Annotated in this window: 12 protein-coding genes; 10 read left to right on the top strand and 2 right to left on the bottom strand. The window is 70.8% G+C overall.

What is annotated here, in order from left to right:
- Window positions 1-17: 17 nt before the first annotated feature.
- The gene (locus JOC24_RS25670; protein ID WP_205022888.1) at window positions 18-446 is read right to left on the bottom strand and encodes a metallopeptidase family protein; all 429 of its coding nucleotides are present in this window, start codon (window positions 444-446) and stop codon (window positions 18-20) included.
- Window positions 447-765: 319 nt separating this feature from the next.
- Here JOC24_RS25670 and JOC24_RS25665 point away from each other — a divergent pair, with 319 nt between their 5' ends.
- The 9 genes from JOC24_RS25665 to JOC24_RS25625 all read left to right on the top strand — a co-directional run bounded on the left by JOC24_RS25665 (window position 766) and on the right by JOC24_RS25625 (window position 11,057).
- A complete protein-coding gene (locus tag JOC24_RS25665) occupies window positions 766-1,137 on the top strand; it encodes a DUF3499 domain-containing protein (RefSeq protein WP_205022762.1) in 372 nt (123 codons plus the stop codon).
- A gap of 207 nt (window positions 1,138-1,344) precedes the next feature.
- Complete coding sequence (locus JOC24_RS25660; protein ID WP_205022761.1) at window positions 1,345-2,961, top strand: L-lactate permease; 1,617 nt, start codon at window positions 1,345-1,347, stop codon at window positions 2,959-2,961.
- Between the two features lie 62 nt (window positions 2,962-3,023).
- A complete protein-coding gene (locus JOC24_RS25655; RefSeq protein WP_205022760.1) occupies window positions 3,024-4,391 on the top strand; it encodes a phosphomannomutase/phosphoglucomutase in 1,368 nt (455 codons plus the stop codon).
- Window positions 4,392-4,873: 482 nt separating this feature from the next.
- Window positions 4,874-5,056, top strand: coding sequence for a Trm112 family protein (locus JOC24_RS25650; RefSeq protein ID WP_015577430.1), 183 nt, complete (start codon window positions 4,874-4,876; stop codon window positions 5,054-5,056).
- Between the two features lie 40 nt (window positions 5,057-5,096).
- On the top strand, window positions 5,097-6,236 hold the full coding sequence (locus tag JOC24_RS25645) for an SIS domain-containing protein (RefSeq protein ID WP_205022759.1): 1,140 nt from the start codon (window positions 5,097-5,099) through the stop codon (window positions 6,234-6,236).
- 56 nt (window positions 6,237-6,292) lie between these two features.
- Window positions 6,293-7,471: a mannose-6-phosphate isomerase, class I gene (manA, locus tag JOC24_RS25640; RefSeq protein ID WP_205022758.1), complete on the top strand. Its 1,179-nt coding sequence runs from the start codon at window positions 6,293-6,295 to the stop codon at window positions 7,469-7,471.
- A gap of 86 nt (window positions 7,472-7,557) precedes the next feature.
- Window positions 7,558-8,553, top strand: a complete 996-nt coding sequence (locus JOC24_RS25635) for a cation diffusion facilitator family transporter (RefSeq protein WP_205022757.1) — start codon at window positions 7,558-7,560, stop codon at window positions 8,551-8,553.
- A 262-nt stretch (window positions 8,554-8,815) separates the two neighbouring features.
- The gene (ahcY, locus tag JOC24_RS25630; protein ID WP_205022756.1) at window positions 8,816-10,273 is read left to right on the top strand and encodes an adenosylhomocysteinase; all 1,458 of its coding nucleotides are present in this window, start codon (window positions 8,816-8,818) and stop codon (window positions 10,271-10,273) included.
- A gap of 124 nt (window positions 10,274-10,397) precedes the next feature.
- A complete protein-coding gene (locus JOC24_RS25625) occupies window positions 10,398-11,057 on the top strand; it encodes a hypothetical protein (protein WP_205022755.1) in 660 nt (219 codons plus the stop codon).
- Window positions 11,058-11,187: 130 nt separating this feature from the next.
- On the opposite strand, the gene JOC24_RS25620 is transcribed toward JOC24_RS25625, so the two are convergent.
- Window positions 11,188-12,129 (bottom strand): RDD family protein, encoded by a 942-nt coding sequence (locus JOC24_RS25620; RefSeq protein ID WP_205022887.1) that lies wholly within the window; start codon window positions 12,127-12,129, stop codon window positions 11,188-11,190.
- A 123-nt stretch (window positions 12,130-12,252) separates the two neighbouring features.
- Between JOC24_RS25620 and JOC24_RS25615 the strand changes: the two genes are divergently transcribed.
- Window positions 12,253-13,260 carry a stage II sporulation protein M gene (locus JOC24_RS25615; RefSeq protein WP_205022754.1) on the top strand — a complete coding sequence of 336 codons (1,008 nt, stop codon included), beginning with the start codon at window positions 12,253-12,255 and terminating at the stop codon, window positions 13,258-13,260.
- Window positions 13,261-13,685: the final 425 nt, after the last annotated feature.

Raw genomic sequence — 13,685 nt, 5'->3', positions numbered from 1 at the left:
CGGCGCCGCGGGCGGCCTCAGTCCTGCCCGTAGCGCGGGTCGACCGACTCCGGCGAGAGGCCGAGCAGCTCCGCGACCTGCTCCACCACGACCTCGTGCACCAGCAGAGCGCGCTCGTCGCGGCTCTTGGTACGGATCTCGATGGGGCGCCGGTAGACGACGATCTGCGCGGGCTGCCCCTTCGCCGCCGACAGTGCGCGCCCCAGCGGCACGGTCTCCTCGAGCGAACCCGGCACGTCGAGCACCAGGAAGTCGACATCCGTCAGCTGCGGCCAGCGACGCTCCAGTCGCTCCACGGAGTCCTGGACGAGATCGCGGAAGCTCTCGGCCCTGCTGACGGACAGCGGCACCTGGGGCGGTGCGACCGGTCCGCGCATGCCGCGGCCATGGCGGTCACGGCGCCGGGGCCGCGGCTCGGACGGGTGGGGCGGTACGGGACTGTCCATCACCGACGCAGCGTAGCCCTCCTCGGGCCCGGTCGATCACGGCTTCTCCGCAGGTCCGCCGGATGTCCCAAGATGAACATCGCGGCCGGGGAGAGTCCGTTTCCTGCCCTTGGTCCGATCGTTGAAGCTCCGCCGAATGACCGGTTGTGTCCTCCCCGGCCACCACGACCGGGCCCGTACGCACCGGCGTGTCCCGGCTGCGGCCCTGGTCGGAAGGGTTGCGCGACCGTCGCACGGGACCGGTCCGGGGGCGACACGAGGGGGTGAGCCGGGGGAGAGTCGTCGCAGCCCGCTCAAGAGTGCGGTACCGTCCAACATCGTGAGCCCTGTACGTCGCTGTTCGCGAACCGCGTGCGGCCGTCCCGCCGTCGCGACACTGACGTACGTCTATGCCGACTCGACCGCGGTCCTCGGCCCGCTCGCCACCTATGCCGAGCCCCACTGCTACGACCTCTGCGCCGAGCACGGTGAGCGGCTCACCGCGCCACGCGGCTGGGAGGTCGTCCGGCTCTCCGACCCGTCCGCCCCCACGCGCCCGAGCGGCGACGACCTCGAAGCGCTCGCCAACGCCGTGCGAGAGGCTGCCAGACCTCAGGACCGGCAGCAAAGCGGTAGAGGACCGCGGGCGGCCGACCCGGTCGAGGTCGCGCGCCGGGGGCATCTCCGGGTGCTGCGCTCCCCGGACTCCTGACACACCTTCCGCCCCGTCGGGTCTCGCCCGTCACCCACTCCGCCCGGCCTCCGTCCGGTTCGTGAGGGGTCCGTGACCGGTCTGCGCCCGGTCCGCGTCCGGAAGAAGTTTTCCGGTGCGGAGCATTGACGGTGGCTTGTCGCGGACACGACCATTCCCCCACCCGTGAGAGATCGCTTCCGCATCACGGAATCCGGGGAGGCCTGTGTGTTTGTCCAGCAACTCGAACCCGTAGCCGATTCGCTCGTCCTGTCCGCTCTTGTCGCTTCCTTGCCGCTGGTGACCGTCCTGGTTCTGCTCGGCGCCATCCGCATGAAGGCCCACCGCGCCGGGCTCATCGGCCTCGCCGTCGCCGTGCTGGTCGGCTGGCTCGCGTTCGGCATGCCCGTCGGGCAGACCCTGTCCGCAGGGGCACAGGGCGTCCTCTTCGGGCTCTTCCCCATCATGTGGATCGTCGTCAACGCCCTCTGGGTGTACAGGATGACCGTCCGCACCGAACACTTCGACATCCTGCGCCGCTCCTTCGGCCGGATCTCCGACGACCCACGCATCCAGGCTCTGGTCATCGCCTTCTGCTTCGGCGCGCTCCTGGAAGCGCTGGCCGGCTTCGGAGCGCCCGTCGCGATCTGCTCGGTCATGCTCGTCGCGCTCGGCTTCGACCCGGTGAAGGCGGCCGTCGTGTCCCTGGTCGCGAACACCGCGCCCGTCGCCTTCGGCGCCATGGGCACACCCGTGGTGACGCTCGCCCAGGTCACCGGACTCCCGCTCGACGACGTCGCCACGGTCGTCGGCCGCCAGACGCCGCTGCTCGCGCTCGTCGTCCCGCTGATCCTGGTCTTCCTCGTCGACGGCAGGCGGGGACTGCGGGAGACCTGGCTGCCCGCGCTCGTCTGCGGAGTCGCCTTCGCGGTCGCGCAGTTCGCCGCGTCCAACTTCCTCTCCGCCCAACTCGCGGACATCGCGGCGGCGCTGGTGGGCGCGGGTGCGCTGATCGCCCTTCCCGGCGCCCGCAGGCCCGCCGACGAACCCGTACGCGCTGCCGTCCTGACGGGTGCGCGGAGCGAGGACCTGGACGTCGAGGATCCGCGCCGCGAGGTGTTGCGCGCCTACGCCCCGTACGCACTCATCGTCGCGGTCTTCTCCGTCGCCCAGATCCCGCCCGTCAAGCGGCTGCTGGCCGAGGCCACGCAGGTCTTCGACTGGCCGTTCCTCGACGTCGCGGGGCCCGACGGCGAACCGGTCGGCGCGAACGTGTTCACCCTTCCGCTCCTCGGCACGGGCGGCACCCTCGTCCTCCTCGCCGGCCTGGTCACCGCCGTCGTGCTCGGGGTACGGGCCGGCACCGCGGCCCGGGAGTGGGCGGCCACCGTGCACGAACTTCGCTACGCCATCCTCACCGTGACGTCCGTGCTCGCCCTCGCCTACGTCATGAACCTCTCCGGACAGGCCGCCACCATCGGCCAGTTCGTCGCCGCGGCCGGGGCGGGTCTCGCCTTCCTCTCGCCGGTGCTCGGCTGGTTCGGCGTCGCCGTGTCCGGCTCCGACACCTCGGCCAACGCTCTCTTCGGCGCACTCCAGGTCTCCGCCGCACGGGAGTCCGGCCTCTCGCCCGAGCTGCTCGCGGCCGCGAACAGCTCCGGGGGAGTGCTGGGCAAGATGATCTCCCCGCAGAACCTGACGATCGCCTGCGCCGCCGTCGGGCTCGCCGGGCGGGAAGGGGATCTGCTGCGCAAGGTCCTGCCCTGGAGTCTCGGCCTGCTGCTGGTGATGTGCCTGGTGGTCATGGCGCAGAGCACGGCCGTGCTGGGCTGGATGCTCCCCTGACGGGCGTCCCCGGGCCGCCGGGTAGTTTGGGCGGTCCGTAAAGACCCCCAGGAGGACCGGCCGTGGTTGCTGACCTGTCGCAGCTCGTGAAGGCGTACGACGTGCGCGGAGTCGTGCCCGACCAGTGGGACGAGCCGCTCGCCGAACTCTTCGGCGCGGCCTTCGTCCAGGTCACCGACGTGGACGCGATCGTGATCGGGCACGACATGCGGCCGTCCTCACCCGGTCTGGCCGCCGCCTTCGCCCGCGGGGCGACGGCACGCGGCGCCGACGTGACCCTCATCGGGCTCTGCTCGACGGACCAGCTGTACTACGCGTCCGGGGCTCTGGACCTGCCCGGCGCGATGTTCACCGCCTCGCACAACCCGGCGCGGTACAACGGCATCAAGCTGTGCCGCGCCGGTGCCGCGCCCGTGGGGCAGGACACCGGTCTGACCGAGATCCGCACGCTGGTCGAGCAGTGGTCGGAGCACGGTCTGCCCGCCACCGCCGTCACCACCCCGGGCAGGGTCACCGAGCGGGACACCCTCTCCGACTACGCCGCACACCTCCTGGGCCTCGTCGGCCTCTCCGGTATCCGGCCGCTCAAGGTCGTCGTGGACGCGGGCAACGGCATGGGCGGCCACACCGTCCCCACCGTCTTCGAGGGCCTCCCCCTCGACCTCGTACCCATGTACTTCGAGCTCGACGGGACCTTCCCCAACCACGAGGCCAACCCTCTGGACCCGAAGAACATCGTCGACCTCCAGGCCCGCGTCCTGGCAGAGGGTGCCGACCTCGGCCTCGCGTTCGACGGTGACGCGGACCGCTGCTTCGTCGTCGACGAGCGGGGTGAAGGCGTCTCCCCCTCCGCGATCACGGCTCTGGTCGCCGCCCGCGAACTGGCCCGCAACGGCGGCAAGGGCACCGTCATCCACAACCTGATCACCTCCTGGTCGGTCCCCGAAGTCGTACACGAGAACGGCGGGACCCCCGTCCGCACCCGCGTCGGCCACTCCTTCATCAAGGCCGAGATGGCCGAGCACGGCGCGATCTTCGGAGGCGAGCACTCCGCGCACTACTACTTCCGTGATTTCTGGAACGCGGACACGGGCATGCTCGCCGCCCTCCACGTCCTGGCCGCGCTCGGCGGCCAGGACGGCCCGCTCTCCGGGCTCCTCGACCGGTACGACCGCTACGCGGGCTCCGGGGAGATCAACTCCACCGTCGCCGACCAGGCGGACAGCCTCGCCGCGATCAGGGCGGCGTACGACGGCCGCGACGACGTGCGGTTCGACGAACTCGACGGGCTCACGGTGACCGGCGACGACTGGTGGTTCAACCTCCGCGCCTCCAACACCGAACCGCTGCTGCGGCTGAACGTCGAGGCACGGGACGAGAAGACCATGACCGCGGTACGCGACGAGGTCCTCGCCCTCGTCCGCGCCTGACCGCCGGGCACCGCGGGCAGACGCACCGTGGGCGCCCGGGCATGCCCGGGTCATGCGACCTGCGTGCGCGGCCCGATGCGCCCGCGCTGCCCAGGGTGCCTGCTGTGGCCCGCAGCGCTTGCTGTGGCTGCTGTGCCTGCCGCGCGTGCTGTGCGTGCAGTGCCTGTTGTGCGTGCAGTGCCTGTTGTGCTCGGCAGGGTCCAAGGTGCCTTGCTGCTTCGGCAGTGTCCGCCGTGTCTGTAGTGCCTACGGTGTCCCCGCAGAGCCTGCGGTGTTTGTAGTACCCGCACCGTTAGTACCCGCACCGTCCGTACCGCCCGCGGTGTCCGCCGCGTGCATGCCACCGACGCATGCGCCGTCGGGCGGGGCCCGCCGGGCCGCGACCGAACCGGCCCGGCGGTAGGCTGACCACGCTCCAAGCTGGGCGGACCCACACCGGGTCCGGACCGGATCCGCACCGCATGCCCGAAGGGACCCACCCCATGCCGCTCGAAGCCGGCCTCCTGGAGATCCTCGCCTGCCCGGCCTGCCACGCCGGGCTCGACGACCGGTCCGCGGCCGAAAGCCCCGAGCTGGTCTGCACCGGCACGGACTGCGGGCTCGCCTACCCGGTCCGGGACGGTATCCCGGTGCTCCTGGTCGACGAGGCACGCCGCCCCGCGTAACCCGCACCCTGATCAGCACGGTGATCGGAGGCCCACCACCATGCTCGACGAGTCGCTGCTCGACGCACCGGACGCCCTGGCCCGAGCCGACCGGCGGGATCTGCTGCGCGGCGCCGCCGAGGCCGGGGCCCGCGTCCGCACCGCCGCCCGGCACGCCGCCGAGGCGGGAATAGGGGCCCTGGCCCCCGAAGGCCGGCCCCGCGCCGTCCTCGTCGCGGGACCCGGCACCGCCGCGTCAGGCGTCGCCGACCTGATCGGGGCCCTCGCGGGGGCCTCCGCACCCGTCACCGCGATCCGCCCCACCGGGGTCGCCGCAGCCGCGGGAGCGCTGCGCTGGACGCTGCCCGGCTGGGCCGGCTCCGTGGATCTGCTGCTCATCGCGACGGCCGACGGTTCGGAACCCGGCCTCGCGCTGCTCGCCGAGCAGGCGTACCGCCGCGGCTGCACCGTCGTCGCCGTCGCACCCGTCCGGTCCCCGCTGCGCAAGGCCGTCGACGGGGTCCATGGACTCGTCGTACCCATGGCGGCCGCTCCGCACGGCGAGTACGACGCCGAGACCTCGGCGGCCGGACCCGGCACGCTCTGGGCGCTGCTCACCCCGCTGCTCGCCCTGCTCGACCGGGTGGGCCTGATCGACGCGCCCCCGGACAAGCTGCAGAAGGTCGCAGACCGGCTCGACCGCACCGCCGAGCGCTGCGGACCCGCCATCGCCACGTACAGCAACCCGGCCAAGACCCTCGCCGCGGAGCTCGCCGACAGCCTGCCCCTCGTCTGGACGGAGGGCGACGCGGCCGGCCCCGTCGGGCGCCGGTTCGCCGCCGTCCTGGCCGAGCTCGCCGGGCGCCCGGCGCTCGTGGCCGAGCTCCCGCAGGCGCTGCCCTCCCACGGGGGGCTGCTCGCCGGAGCGTTCGCCGCGGGAGCCGACCCCGACGACTTCTTCCGGGACCGGGTGGACGAGCCCGAGGCCATGCGGGCCCGGGTCGTCCTGCTCCGCGACCGGCCCGCCGGCGGCCTGACCGCGAGCCCGGCCGCCCGTGAGCTGGCCCTGAGCCACGACACGGCCATCAGCGAACTCGAACCGGAGGAGGGCAGCAGCGAGCTCGAAGCCCTCGCCGAACTCCTCGCGGTCACGGATTTCGCGGCCGTCTACGCCTCCCTGGCCTCCGACAACCGGACCTGACCGCCCACTCGCCCCTGGGCACCCACGCCCCGCGCATCCCACGAGGACTCATCTCCATGGACCGGCTCTCCAACACCGTGCGCCCCTACGCCTGGGGTTCCACCACGGCCATCCCCGAGCTGCTCGGCACAGCCCCGACCGGCGAACCGCAAGCCGAGATGTGGATGGGAGCCCACCCGGGAGCCCCTTCACGGCTGACCCGCCCGGCCGGACCGAGCGGACCGGGGGAGCGGCCCCTCACGGACGTCATCGCGGCCGACCCCGAGCGAGAACTCGGACCCGCCGCGGTCCGCGCCTTCGGCCCCCGCCTCCCCTTCCTGCTCAAGCTGCTCGCCGCGGGCGCCCCGCTGTCCCTCCAGGTGCACCCCGACCTCACGCAGGCGCAGGAGGGATACGCGGACGAGGAGCGCCGGGGCGTCCCCGTGGACGCGCCGCACCGCACCTACAAGGACGCCAACCACAAGCCCGAGCTGATCTGCGCGCTCACGCCCTTCGACGGGCTGTGCGGGTTCCGCCGGCCCGCCGAGGCCGCCGACCTGATAGCGGCCCTCGGCGTCGACTCCCTCAAGCCCTACGTGGACCTGCTCCGCGCGCGTCCCGAGGACGGGGCGCTGCGAGAGGTCCTCACGGCGATCCTCACCGCGGACCCCGACGAGATGGCACACACCGTCGCCGACGCCACCACGGCCGCAGAGCGGCTCGGCGGTGCCCACGCCCCGTACGCCCAGATCGCCCACCACTACCCCGGCGACCCGGGCGTCATCGCGGCCATGCTGCTGAACTACGTCCAACTCCAGCCCGGCGAGGCCATGTTCCTCGGAGCAGGTGTGCCGCACGCCTACCTCGGCGGCCTGGGTGTCGAGATCATGGCCAACTCCGACAACGTGCTGCGCTGCGGCCTCACCCCGAAGCACGTCGACGTCCCCGAACTGCTGCGCATCGTCCGCTTCGAAGCCACCGAGCCCGGCATCCTGCGCCCGGAGGCGTCACCGTCCGGCGAGGAGCTGTACGAGACGCCGGTCGACGAATTCCGGCTGTCGCGCTACGTCCTGCCGTCCGGCGGCGCCCCCGCCGACCTCACAGCCGCCACCCCGCAGATCCTGCTCTGCACCGCAGGTGCCCCGCGGGTGGGGGAGACCGGCCTCGCTCCCGGCGAATCCGTGTTCGTCCCCGCGGACGAAACGGTCGAAGTGGCCGGTACGGGAACACTGTTCCGCGCGACCGTGGTGGTCTGACGTACGGTCCGCACCAGCGGCTGCAACAATGTCCGGCCGTGAGCGGCGCCCGTGCCGCAGCACCGAGGAAGGGACACCAGGCACTCATGAGCGCGTCAGGCGGAACCAAGGCGATCGTGGCGGCACTCGCCGCCAACCTCGCGATCGCAGTGGCCAAATTCGTGGCGTTCCTCTTCAGTGGCTCGTCGTCGATGCTGGCGGAGAGCGTCCACTCACTGGCGGACTCGGGCAACCAGGGACTCCTGCTGCTCGGCGGCAAGAAGGCCAAGCGCGAGGCGACCCCGCAGCACCCCTTCGGCTACGGGCGCGAGCGCTACATCTACGCCTTTCTCGTCTCCATCGTCCTGTTCTCCGTCGGCGGCATGTTCGCCATCTACGAGGGCTACGAGAAGATCAAGGACCCGCACGAGATCGAGGCCTGGTACTGGCCTGTCGGCGTGCTGGTCTTCGCGATCATCGCCGAGGGCTTCTCCTTCCGTACGGCCATCGCGGAGTCCAACCAGACCCGCGGCAAGCTGACCTGGACGCAGTTCGTCCGCCGGGCCAAGGCACCCGAGCTCCCGGTCGTCCTCCTCGAGGACCTCGGCGCGCTCGTCGGCCTGATCCTGGCTCTCGGAGGCGTCGGCCTCGCACTGGGCACCGGCAACGGGGTGTGGGACGGCATCGGCACCCTGTGCATCGGCATCCTGCTGATCGTGATCGCGATCGTCCTCGCCGCCGAGACGAAGTCACTGCTGCTCGGTGAGGCGGCCGGTATCGAGGACGTCGAGAAGATCCACGCCTCGGTGGTCGACGGGGACACCGTCACCCGCGTCATCCACATGCGCACGCTCCACCTCGGTCCGGAAGAGCTTCTGGTCGCAGCCAAGATCGCGGTGCGTGCCGAGGAGTCCGCCGCCGAGGTCGCGGACGCGATCAACGCCGCCGAGAACCGGATCCGTGAGGCGGTCCCGATCGCCCGGGTCATCTACCTCGAACCCGACATCTACGACGAGGCAGCCGCGGCGGCCGGCAGCAACCCCGGCAAGGCCCCGGGCGGCCCCGCGTCCCCCGACGGCGTACCGGCCGGATCCGGCCACTGACCTGCTGAGGATCAGCCCCGAACGGCCCTGTGACCCACGCCGCCGCACAGGCGGGCTGGGGCTCACTGGGCCGTTCGGTGTAGATTCGGGGAAGTACCAGACGTCGCTGCTGATGGCGGTCGATCGGTTCGCGGAAGCGGGCCGGCCGAGGGAGAGAGGGCCTCCGACGGACTGCACTGCGGATCGCCCGGGCATTCGTGTGCCCGTGATCGCCGCAGAGCCAGCCAGCCCACCCTCGACCCACTACGAGGAGCAGCCCGTTATGACGACGGCCGCCAATCGCCAGGACTTCAAGGTCGCAGACCTCTCCCTCGCCGCCTTCGGGCGCAAGGAGATCACCCTCGCCGAGCACGAGATGCCCGGCCTGATGTCGATCCGCAAGGAGTACGCCGCCACGCAGCCGCTGGCCGGCGCCCGGGTCACCGGTTCGCTGCACATGACGGTGCAGACCGCTGTACTCATCGAGACCCTCGTCGCGCTGGGCGCCGAGGTCCGCTGGGCCTCCTGCAACATCTTCTCCACGCAGGACCACGCCGCCGCCGCCATCGCGGTCGGTCCGACCGGCACCCCCGACACCCCCGCCGGCGTCCCGGTCTTCGCCTGGAAGGGCGAGAGCCTGGAGGAGTACTGGTGGTGCACGGAGCAGGCTCTGACCTGGCCGAACACCCCCACCGGCGGCCCGAACATGATCCTCGACGACGGTGGTGACGCCACCCTCCTCGTCCACAAGGGCGTCGAGTTCGAGAAGGCCGGCGAAGCTCCGGACCCGTCCACCGCGGACAGCGAGGAGTACGCCTACATCCTCACCCTGCTGAACCGCACCCTCGGCGAGTCCCCGCAGAAGTGGACCCAGCTGGCGTCCGAGATCCGCGGCGTGACCGAGGAGACCACCACCGGTGTCCACCGGCTCTACGAGATGCACCGCGACGGCACCCTCCTTTTCCCGGCGATCAACGTCAACGACGCTGTCACCAAGTCGAAGTTCGACAACAAGTACGGCTGCCGTCACTCGCTGATCGACGGCATCAACCGCGCCACCGACGTCCTGATCGGCGGCAAGACCGCCGTCGTCTGCGGCTACGGCGACGTGGGCAAGGGCTGTGCGGAGTCCCTCCGTGGCCAGGGCGCCCGGGTGATCATCACCGAGGTCGACCCGATCTGCGCCCTGCAGGCCGCGATGGACGGCTACCAGGTCACGACGCTGGACGACGTGGTGGAGACCGCGGACATCTTCGTCACGACGACGGGCAACAAGGACATCATCATGGCCTCCGACATGGCCCGGATGAAGCACCAGGCCATCGTCGGCAACATCGGTCACTTCGACAACGAGATCGACATGGCCGGCCTGGCGAAGATCGACGGCGTCGTCAAGGACGAGGTCAAGCCGCAGGTCCACACCTGGACGTTCGCCGACGGCAAGGTCCTGATCGTGCTGTCCGAGGGTCGTCTCCTGAACCTCGGCAACGCCACCGGTCACCCCTCGTTCGTCATGTCCAACTCGTTCGCGGACCAGACCCTGGCCCAGATCGAGCTGTTCACGAAGCCCGAGGCGTACCCCACCGATGTCTACGTGCTGCCGAAGCACCTGGACGAGAAGGTCGCGCGCCTTCACCTCGACGCGCTGGGCGTGAAGCTCACGACCCTGCGCCAGGAGCAGGCCGACTACATCGGTGTCCCGGTCGAGGGCCCGTACAAGTCCGACCTCTACCGCTACTGAGCCGACCGTCGGCCACCGGCCGGCGCAGTCCTCAGCAGCAGGTCGGAGCGCAGGCCCCCGCACCCCCGTGTCGGGGGCCTGCGCCGTACCTCACCCGCACAGCTCGAGGAACCCGAAGGACCCCATGCCCCGCGGCCGTTATTCGCTCCACGATGTCCACGACCACACCCCCCTCGGCGAAGAACACTTTCACTGCGCGCCCGGCCCCTCGGGCTGGCGCTACGTCTCCCAGACCACGGCCCCTTCGGGCGCCCACCTGGGTTCCGTCGATCTGGCTCTGGACGAGCTCGGCCGCCCCATCCGCCTCGAACTGCACGCCGCGAGCTGGCAGATCCGCGGTGCCGCCCTGGACGGGGTCACCTGGGTGCGAACCGATCCCACCGGCGCTCACGCCACCGAAGGCAACGTCCGCGCCCACACCTTCTCCGGCACATCCCCCGCTTTCCTCGTCGCCACCGCCCGGCTCCTGCGCCTCACTCCTGATTCCCCCGCTCCCTCCGATCCCCCCACTTCTTCCGCGACCCGTGTCCGTCTGGTCACCTTCACGGACCCGGTTCTCGCCCCCCGTACCGTCGACCAGTCCTGGTCGCTGCTGAACAGTGAAGCGCACGCCACTGACAACGGGCCTCTGATCGTGGACGAGTACCAGGTCACGGCACTGGACACCGGTGATCAGTACGCCGTGCACATCGCGGGCGACGTGGTGCTCGCGGCGCCGGGGATCGAGCTCGAGCACCTCGAATCGCCGCCCTCAGCCATGCCCCGCCGCACCGAAGCCTCCTGACGACCTGAGGACGCGGGCCGGACCCGGACCTCGGACGTCGGTGGTTCAAGAGGCTTGGGCTCCCGAGGCCCGAGCGGCCCGGGCTGTGCCGGGTGAGGGCTCAGGAAGGTGCGGGTTCAGGGACTGGAGCTCAGGAAGGTGGGGCGAACCCTGTCGTCCGCGGCGCGGCTGTGCCCGTGTCCATGGCGGTGGCAGCCGACGCCGATGTGCCGGCCTCTCCCGTCCGTCCCTCCGCCGGCCGATGACCGGAGAGCTCGTGGTGACCCGAGAACTCGCGATCCATGGATACAGGTGAGGGCGCCGGTACCTGCCCGCCGCGGACCGCTGCCGCGGCCACCCGCCGGGCATCCCGGGCCTGGCGCTCGTTCACCACTGCGGCCAGGTAGGCGGCCGCCGGCACCCCCTGGGGCACCGGAACGCCGGTGTGCGCGGCGAGGTCCGAGGACAGCCGCTCGGCCATGGATCCACGCACCGTGACGTCGAGTTGGTTCATGCGGGTCAGGTATTGCCGTACGGCCAGCCAGAGACCCTCGGGGACGCCCGAAAGATCCAGCTGGGCGAAGCGGCCCACGAGCCAGGGAGGAGGAGGCGGTACCGCGAGCGCCCGCCCGGCCGGCACCCGCTCACGCACGACGAGGGTTCCCGCGAACACGTCGCCGAGCCGGCGGCCACGGGCTGACACCAACGAGGCGATACAGCCCACCACTCCGAACGTCCCCAGGATCTCGACCACCCCCATCGCCCCACGCACGAGCGCGTGCCGGAACCGGATCGGCCCGCCGTCGTCGCGTACCACTCGGAGCCCGCAGGCAAGCTTTCCGAGCGAACGGCCATGACTGAGCGTCTCGACCGCCACCGGCCCGCCCACCAGCACCAGAAGGAACGAGGCGACGGAGATCGCGGCGACCGCGGCCTCGTCGAGCGTCACGGCAGCCACGGCCAGACCGATGGACAGCAGCACGAAAACGGTCAGAAGCACCGCGAGGTCGATAGCCACAGCCAACGCCCGGCTGGGCAGCCTCGCCGGCTGCAACCCCAGTACGACCGCTTCCCCTGTCACGAGCTCACTCATCGCCAGCCACCCCTCGTCGCCGCCCTTCCCTGCCCCCGGGCACCACAGTCTGCCAAGCTGACCCCGCAGCGCGCCGCCGTAGTACGGACCCGTACGCACCCATGCCTGGAGCAGCAGCCGACCATGGATCTCGACGTCTTCGTGACCACCCACCGCATCGAGTGGGACCGCCTGGACCACCTCCTGCGTCGCGGACGCAGCCTGACAGGCGACGAGGCGGACGAACTGGTCGCCCTTTACCAGCGCACCGCCACACACCTGTCCCTGATCCAGTCCAGCGCCCCGGACCCCATGCTGGTCGCACGTCTCACGCAGCTCGTGGCCCGCGCTCGCTCCACCGTGACGGGTACCCGCCGCGCTTCGTGGCGCGACGCCGCAGGATTCCTGACCGCCGGGTTCCCGGCCGCCGTCTACCGCTCGCGGCACTGGTGGATTCCGACTGCTGTGCTCTCCACGCTGCTCGCGGCCGTCATCGGCTGGTGGATCGGTACACACCCCGAGGTCCAGGCGTCCATCGCCGCACCGGAGGACCTCCGCGCGCTGACCCGGCCCGGCGGGGAGTACGAGACGTACTACTCCAGCCACCCCGCCGCCTCGTTCGCCGCTCAGGTCTGGACGAACAACGCCCAGGCGGCAGCCATGTGTCTGGTGCTGGGGGCCTTCCTCTGCATACCGGTGATCTGGATCCTCTTCGTCAACGTGCTGAACCTCGCTGTCGGCATAGGCCTGATGTCCTCGGCCGGCCGGCTGGACACCTTCCTCGGGCTCGTCCTCCCGCACGGTCTGCTCGAACTCACCGCTGTCTTCGTCGCGGCGGGCACCGGCCTCCGCCTCGGCTGGACGGTCATCGACCCCGGCCCCCACACCCGGCGTTCGGCCCTCGCCCAGCAGGGCCGAGCCGCGATAGGCATGGCCATCGGCCTGGCGCTGGTCCTGTTCGTCTCCGGTGTCATCGAAGGCTTCGTCACCCCGTCGGGCCTCCCCACCTGGGCCCGTATCACCATCGGCATCCTGGCTGAGCTGGCCTTTCTCGCCTACGTCTACGTTCTCGGGGGCCGGGCCGCGCGCGCCGGCGACACCGGAGATCTGGCACCTGAGGAGCGAAGCGCAGAGCTTCCCACCGCGGCCTGAGAGCCGATGTGCGAGTGAGGCCGCTGAGCTGCTAGTCTGCTCGTCGCCCACAAAAACTGTTGACACAGTTCGCGTGGAGAGGTAGATTTTAACGGTTAGAACGAGCTGGACAGCTCGCTCGTGAACGTCTAAAGTTCATCTCGCTCGTGCAGAGGACGCGCTCCTCGCAGAGCCGATCGATTCTTCTCTTCAAGCAAAACGCCGGGTTCGCTTCGGCCGAATTGCTTCTGATAAAGTCGAGTCAGCCGAAAGGCAAAGACCACTCCACAGGTCGCCGGAATCAAATTCGGGCCGGAAACGGTACGGAAAAGAGTCTGGTAAAGTCGGAACCGCCGGAAAGGGAAACGCGAAAGCGAAGAACTGGAAAGCGAAAAAGCAGCATCCCGCTTCGGCCGGGAATCGGACACGAAAGAGTCTGATAGAGT

Origin of the sequence: Streptomyces sp. HB132 (assembly GCF_016909575.1) — a bacterium.
Taxonomy (GTDB): domain Bacteria; phylum Actinomycetota; class Actinomycetes; order Streptomycetales; family Streptomycetaceae; genus Streptomyces.
This window is presented reverse-complemented; position numbering and strand designations above follow the sequence as displayed.

Coding starts and splice junctions, on each gene's coding strand:
- JOC24_RS25670 (WP_205022888.1), bottom strand. CDS start 446: ATGGACAGTCCCGTACCGCCCCACCCGTCCGAGCCGCGGCCCCGGCGC.
- JOC24_RS25650 (WP_015577430.1), top strand. CDS start 4,874: ATGCCGCTCGAAGCCGGCCTCCTGGAGATCCTCGCCTGCCCGGCCTGC.
- JOC24_RS25645 (WP_205022759.1), top strand. CDS start 5,097: ATGCTCGACGAGTCGCTGCTCGACGCACCGGACGCCCTGGCCCGAGCC.
- manA (WP_205022758.1), top strand. CDS start 6,293: ATGGACCGGCTCTCCAACACCGTGCGCCCCTACGCCTGGGGTTCCACC.
- JOC24_RS25635 (WP_205022757.1), top strand. CDS start 7,558: ATGAGCGCGTCAGGCGGAACCAAGGCGATCGTGGCGGCACTCGCCGCC.
- ahcY (WP_205022756.1), top strand. CDS start 8,816: ATGACGACGGCCGCCAATCGCCAGGACTTCAAGGTCGCAGACCTCTCC.
- JOC24_RS25625 (WP_205022755.1), top strand. CDS start 10,398: ATGCCCCGCGGCCGTTATTCGCTCCACGATGTCCACGACCACACCCCC.
- JOC24_RS25620 (WP_205022887.1), bottom strand. CDS start 12,129: ATGAGTGAGCTCGTGACAGGGGAAGCGGTCGTACTGGGGTTGCAGCCG.
- JOC24_RS25615 (WP_205022754.1), top strand. CDS start 12,253: ATGGATCTCGACGTCTTCGTGACCACCCACCGCATCGAGTGGGACCGC.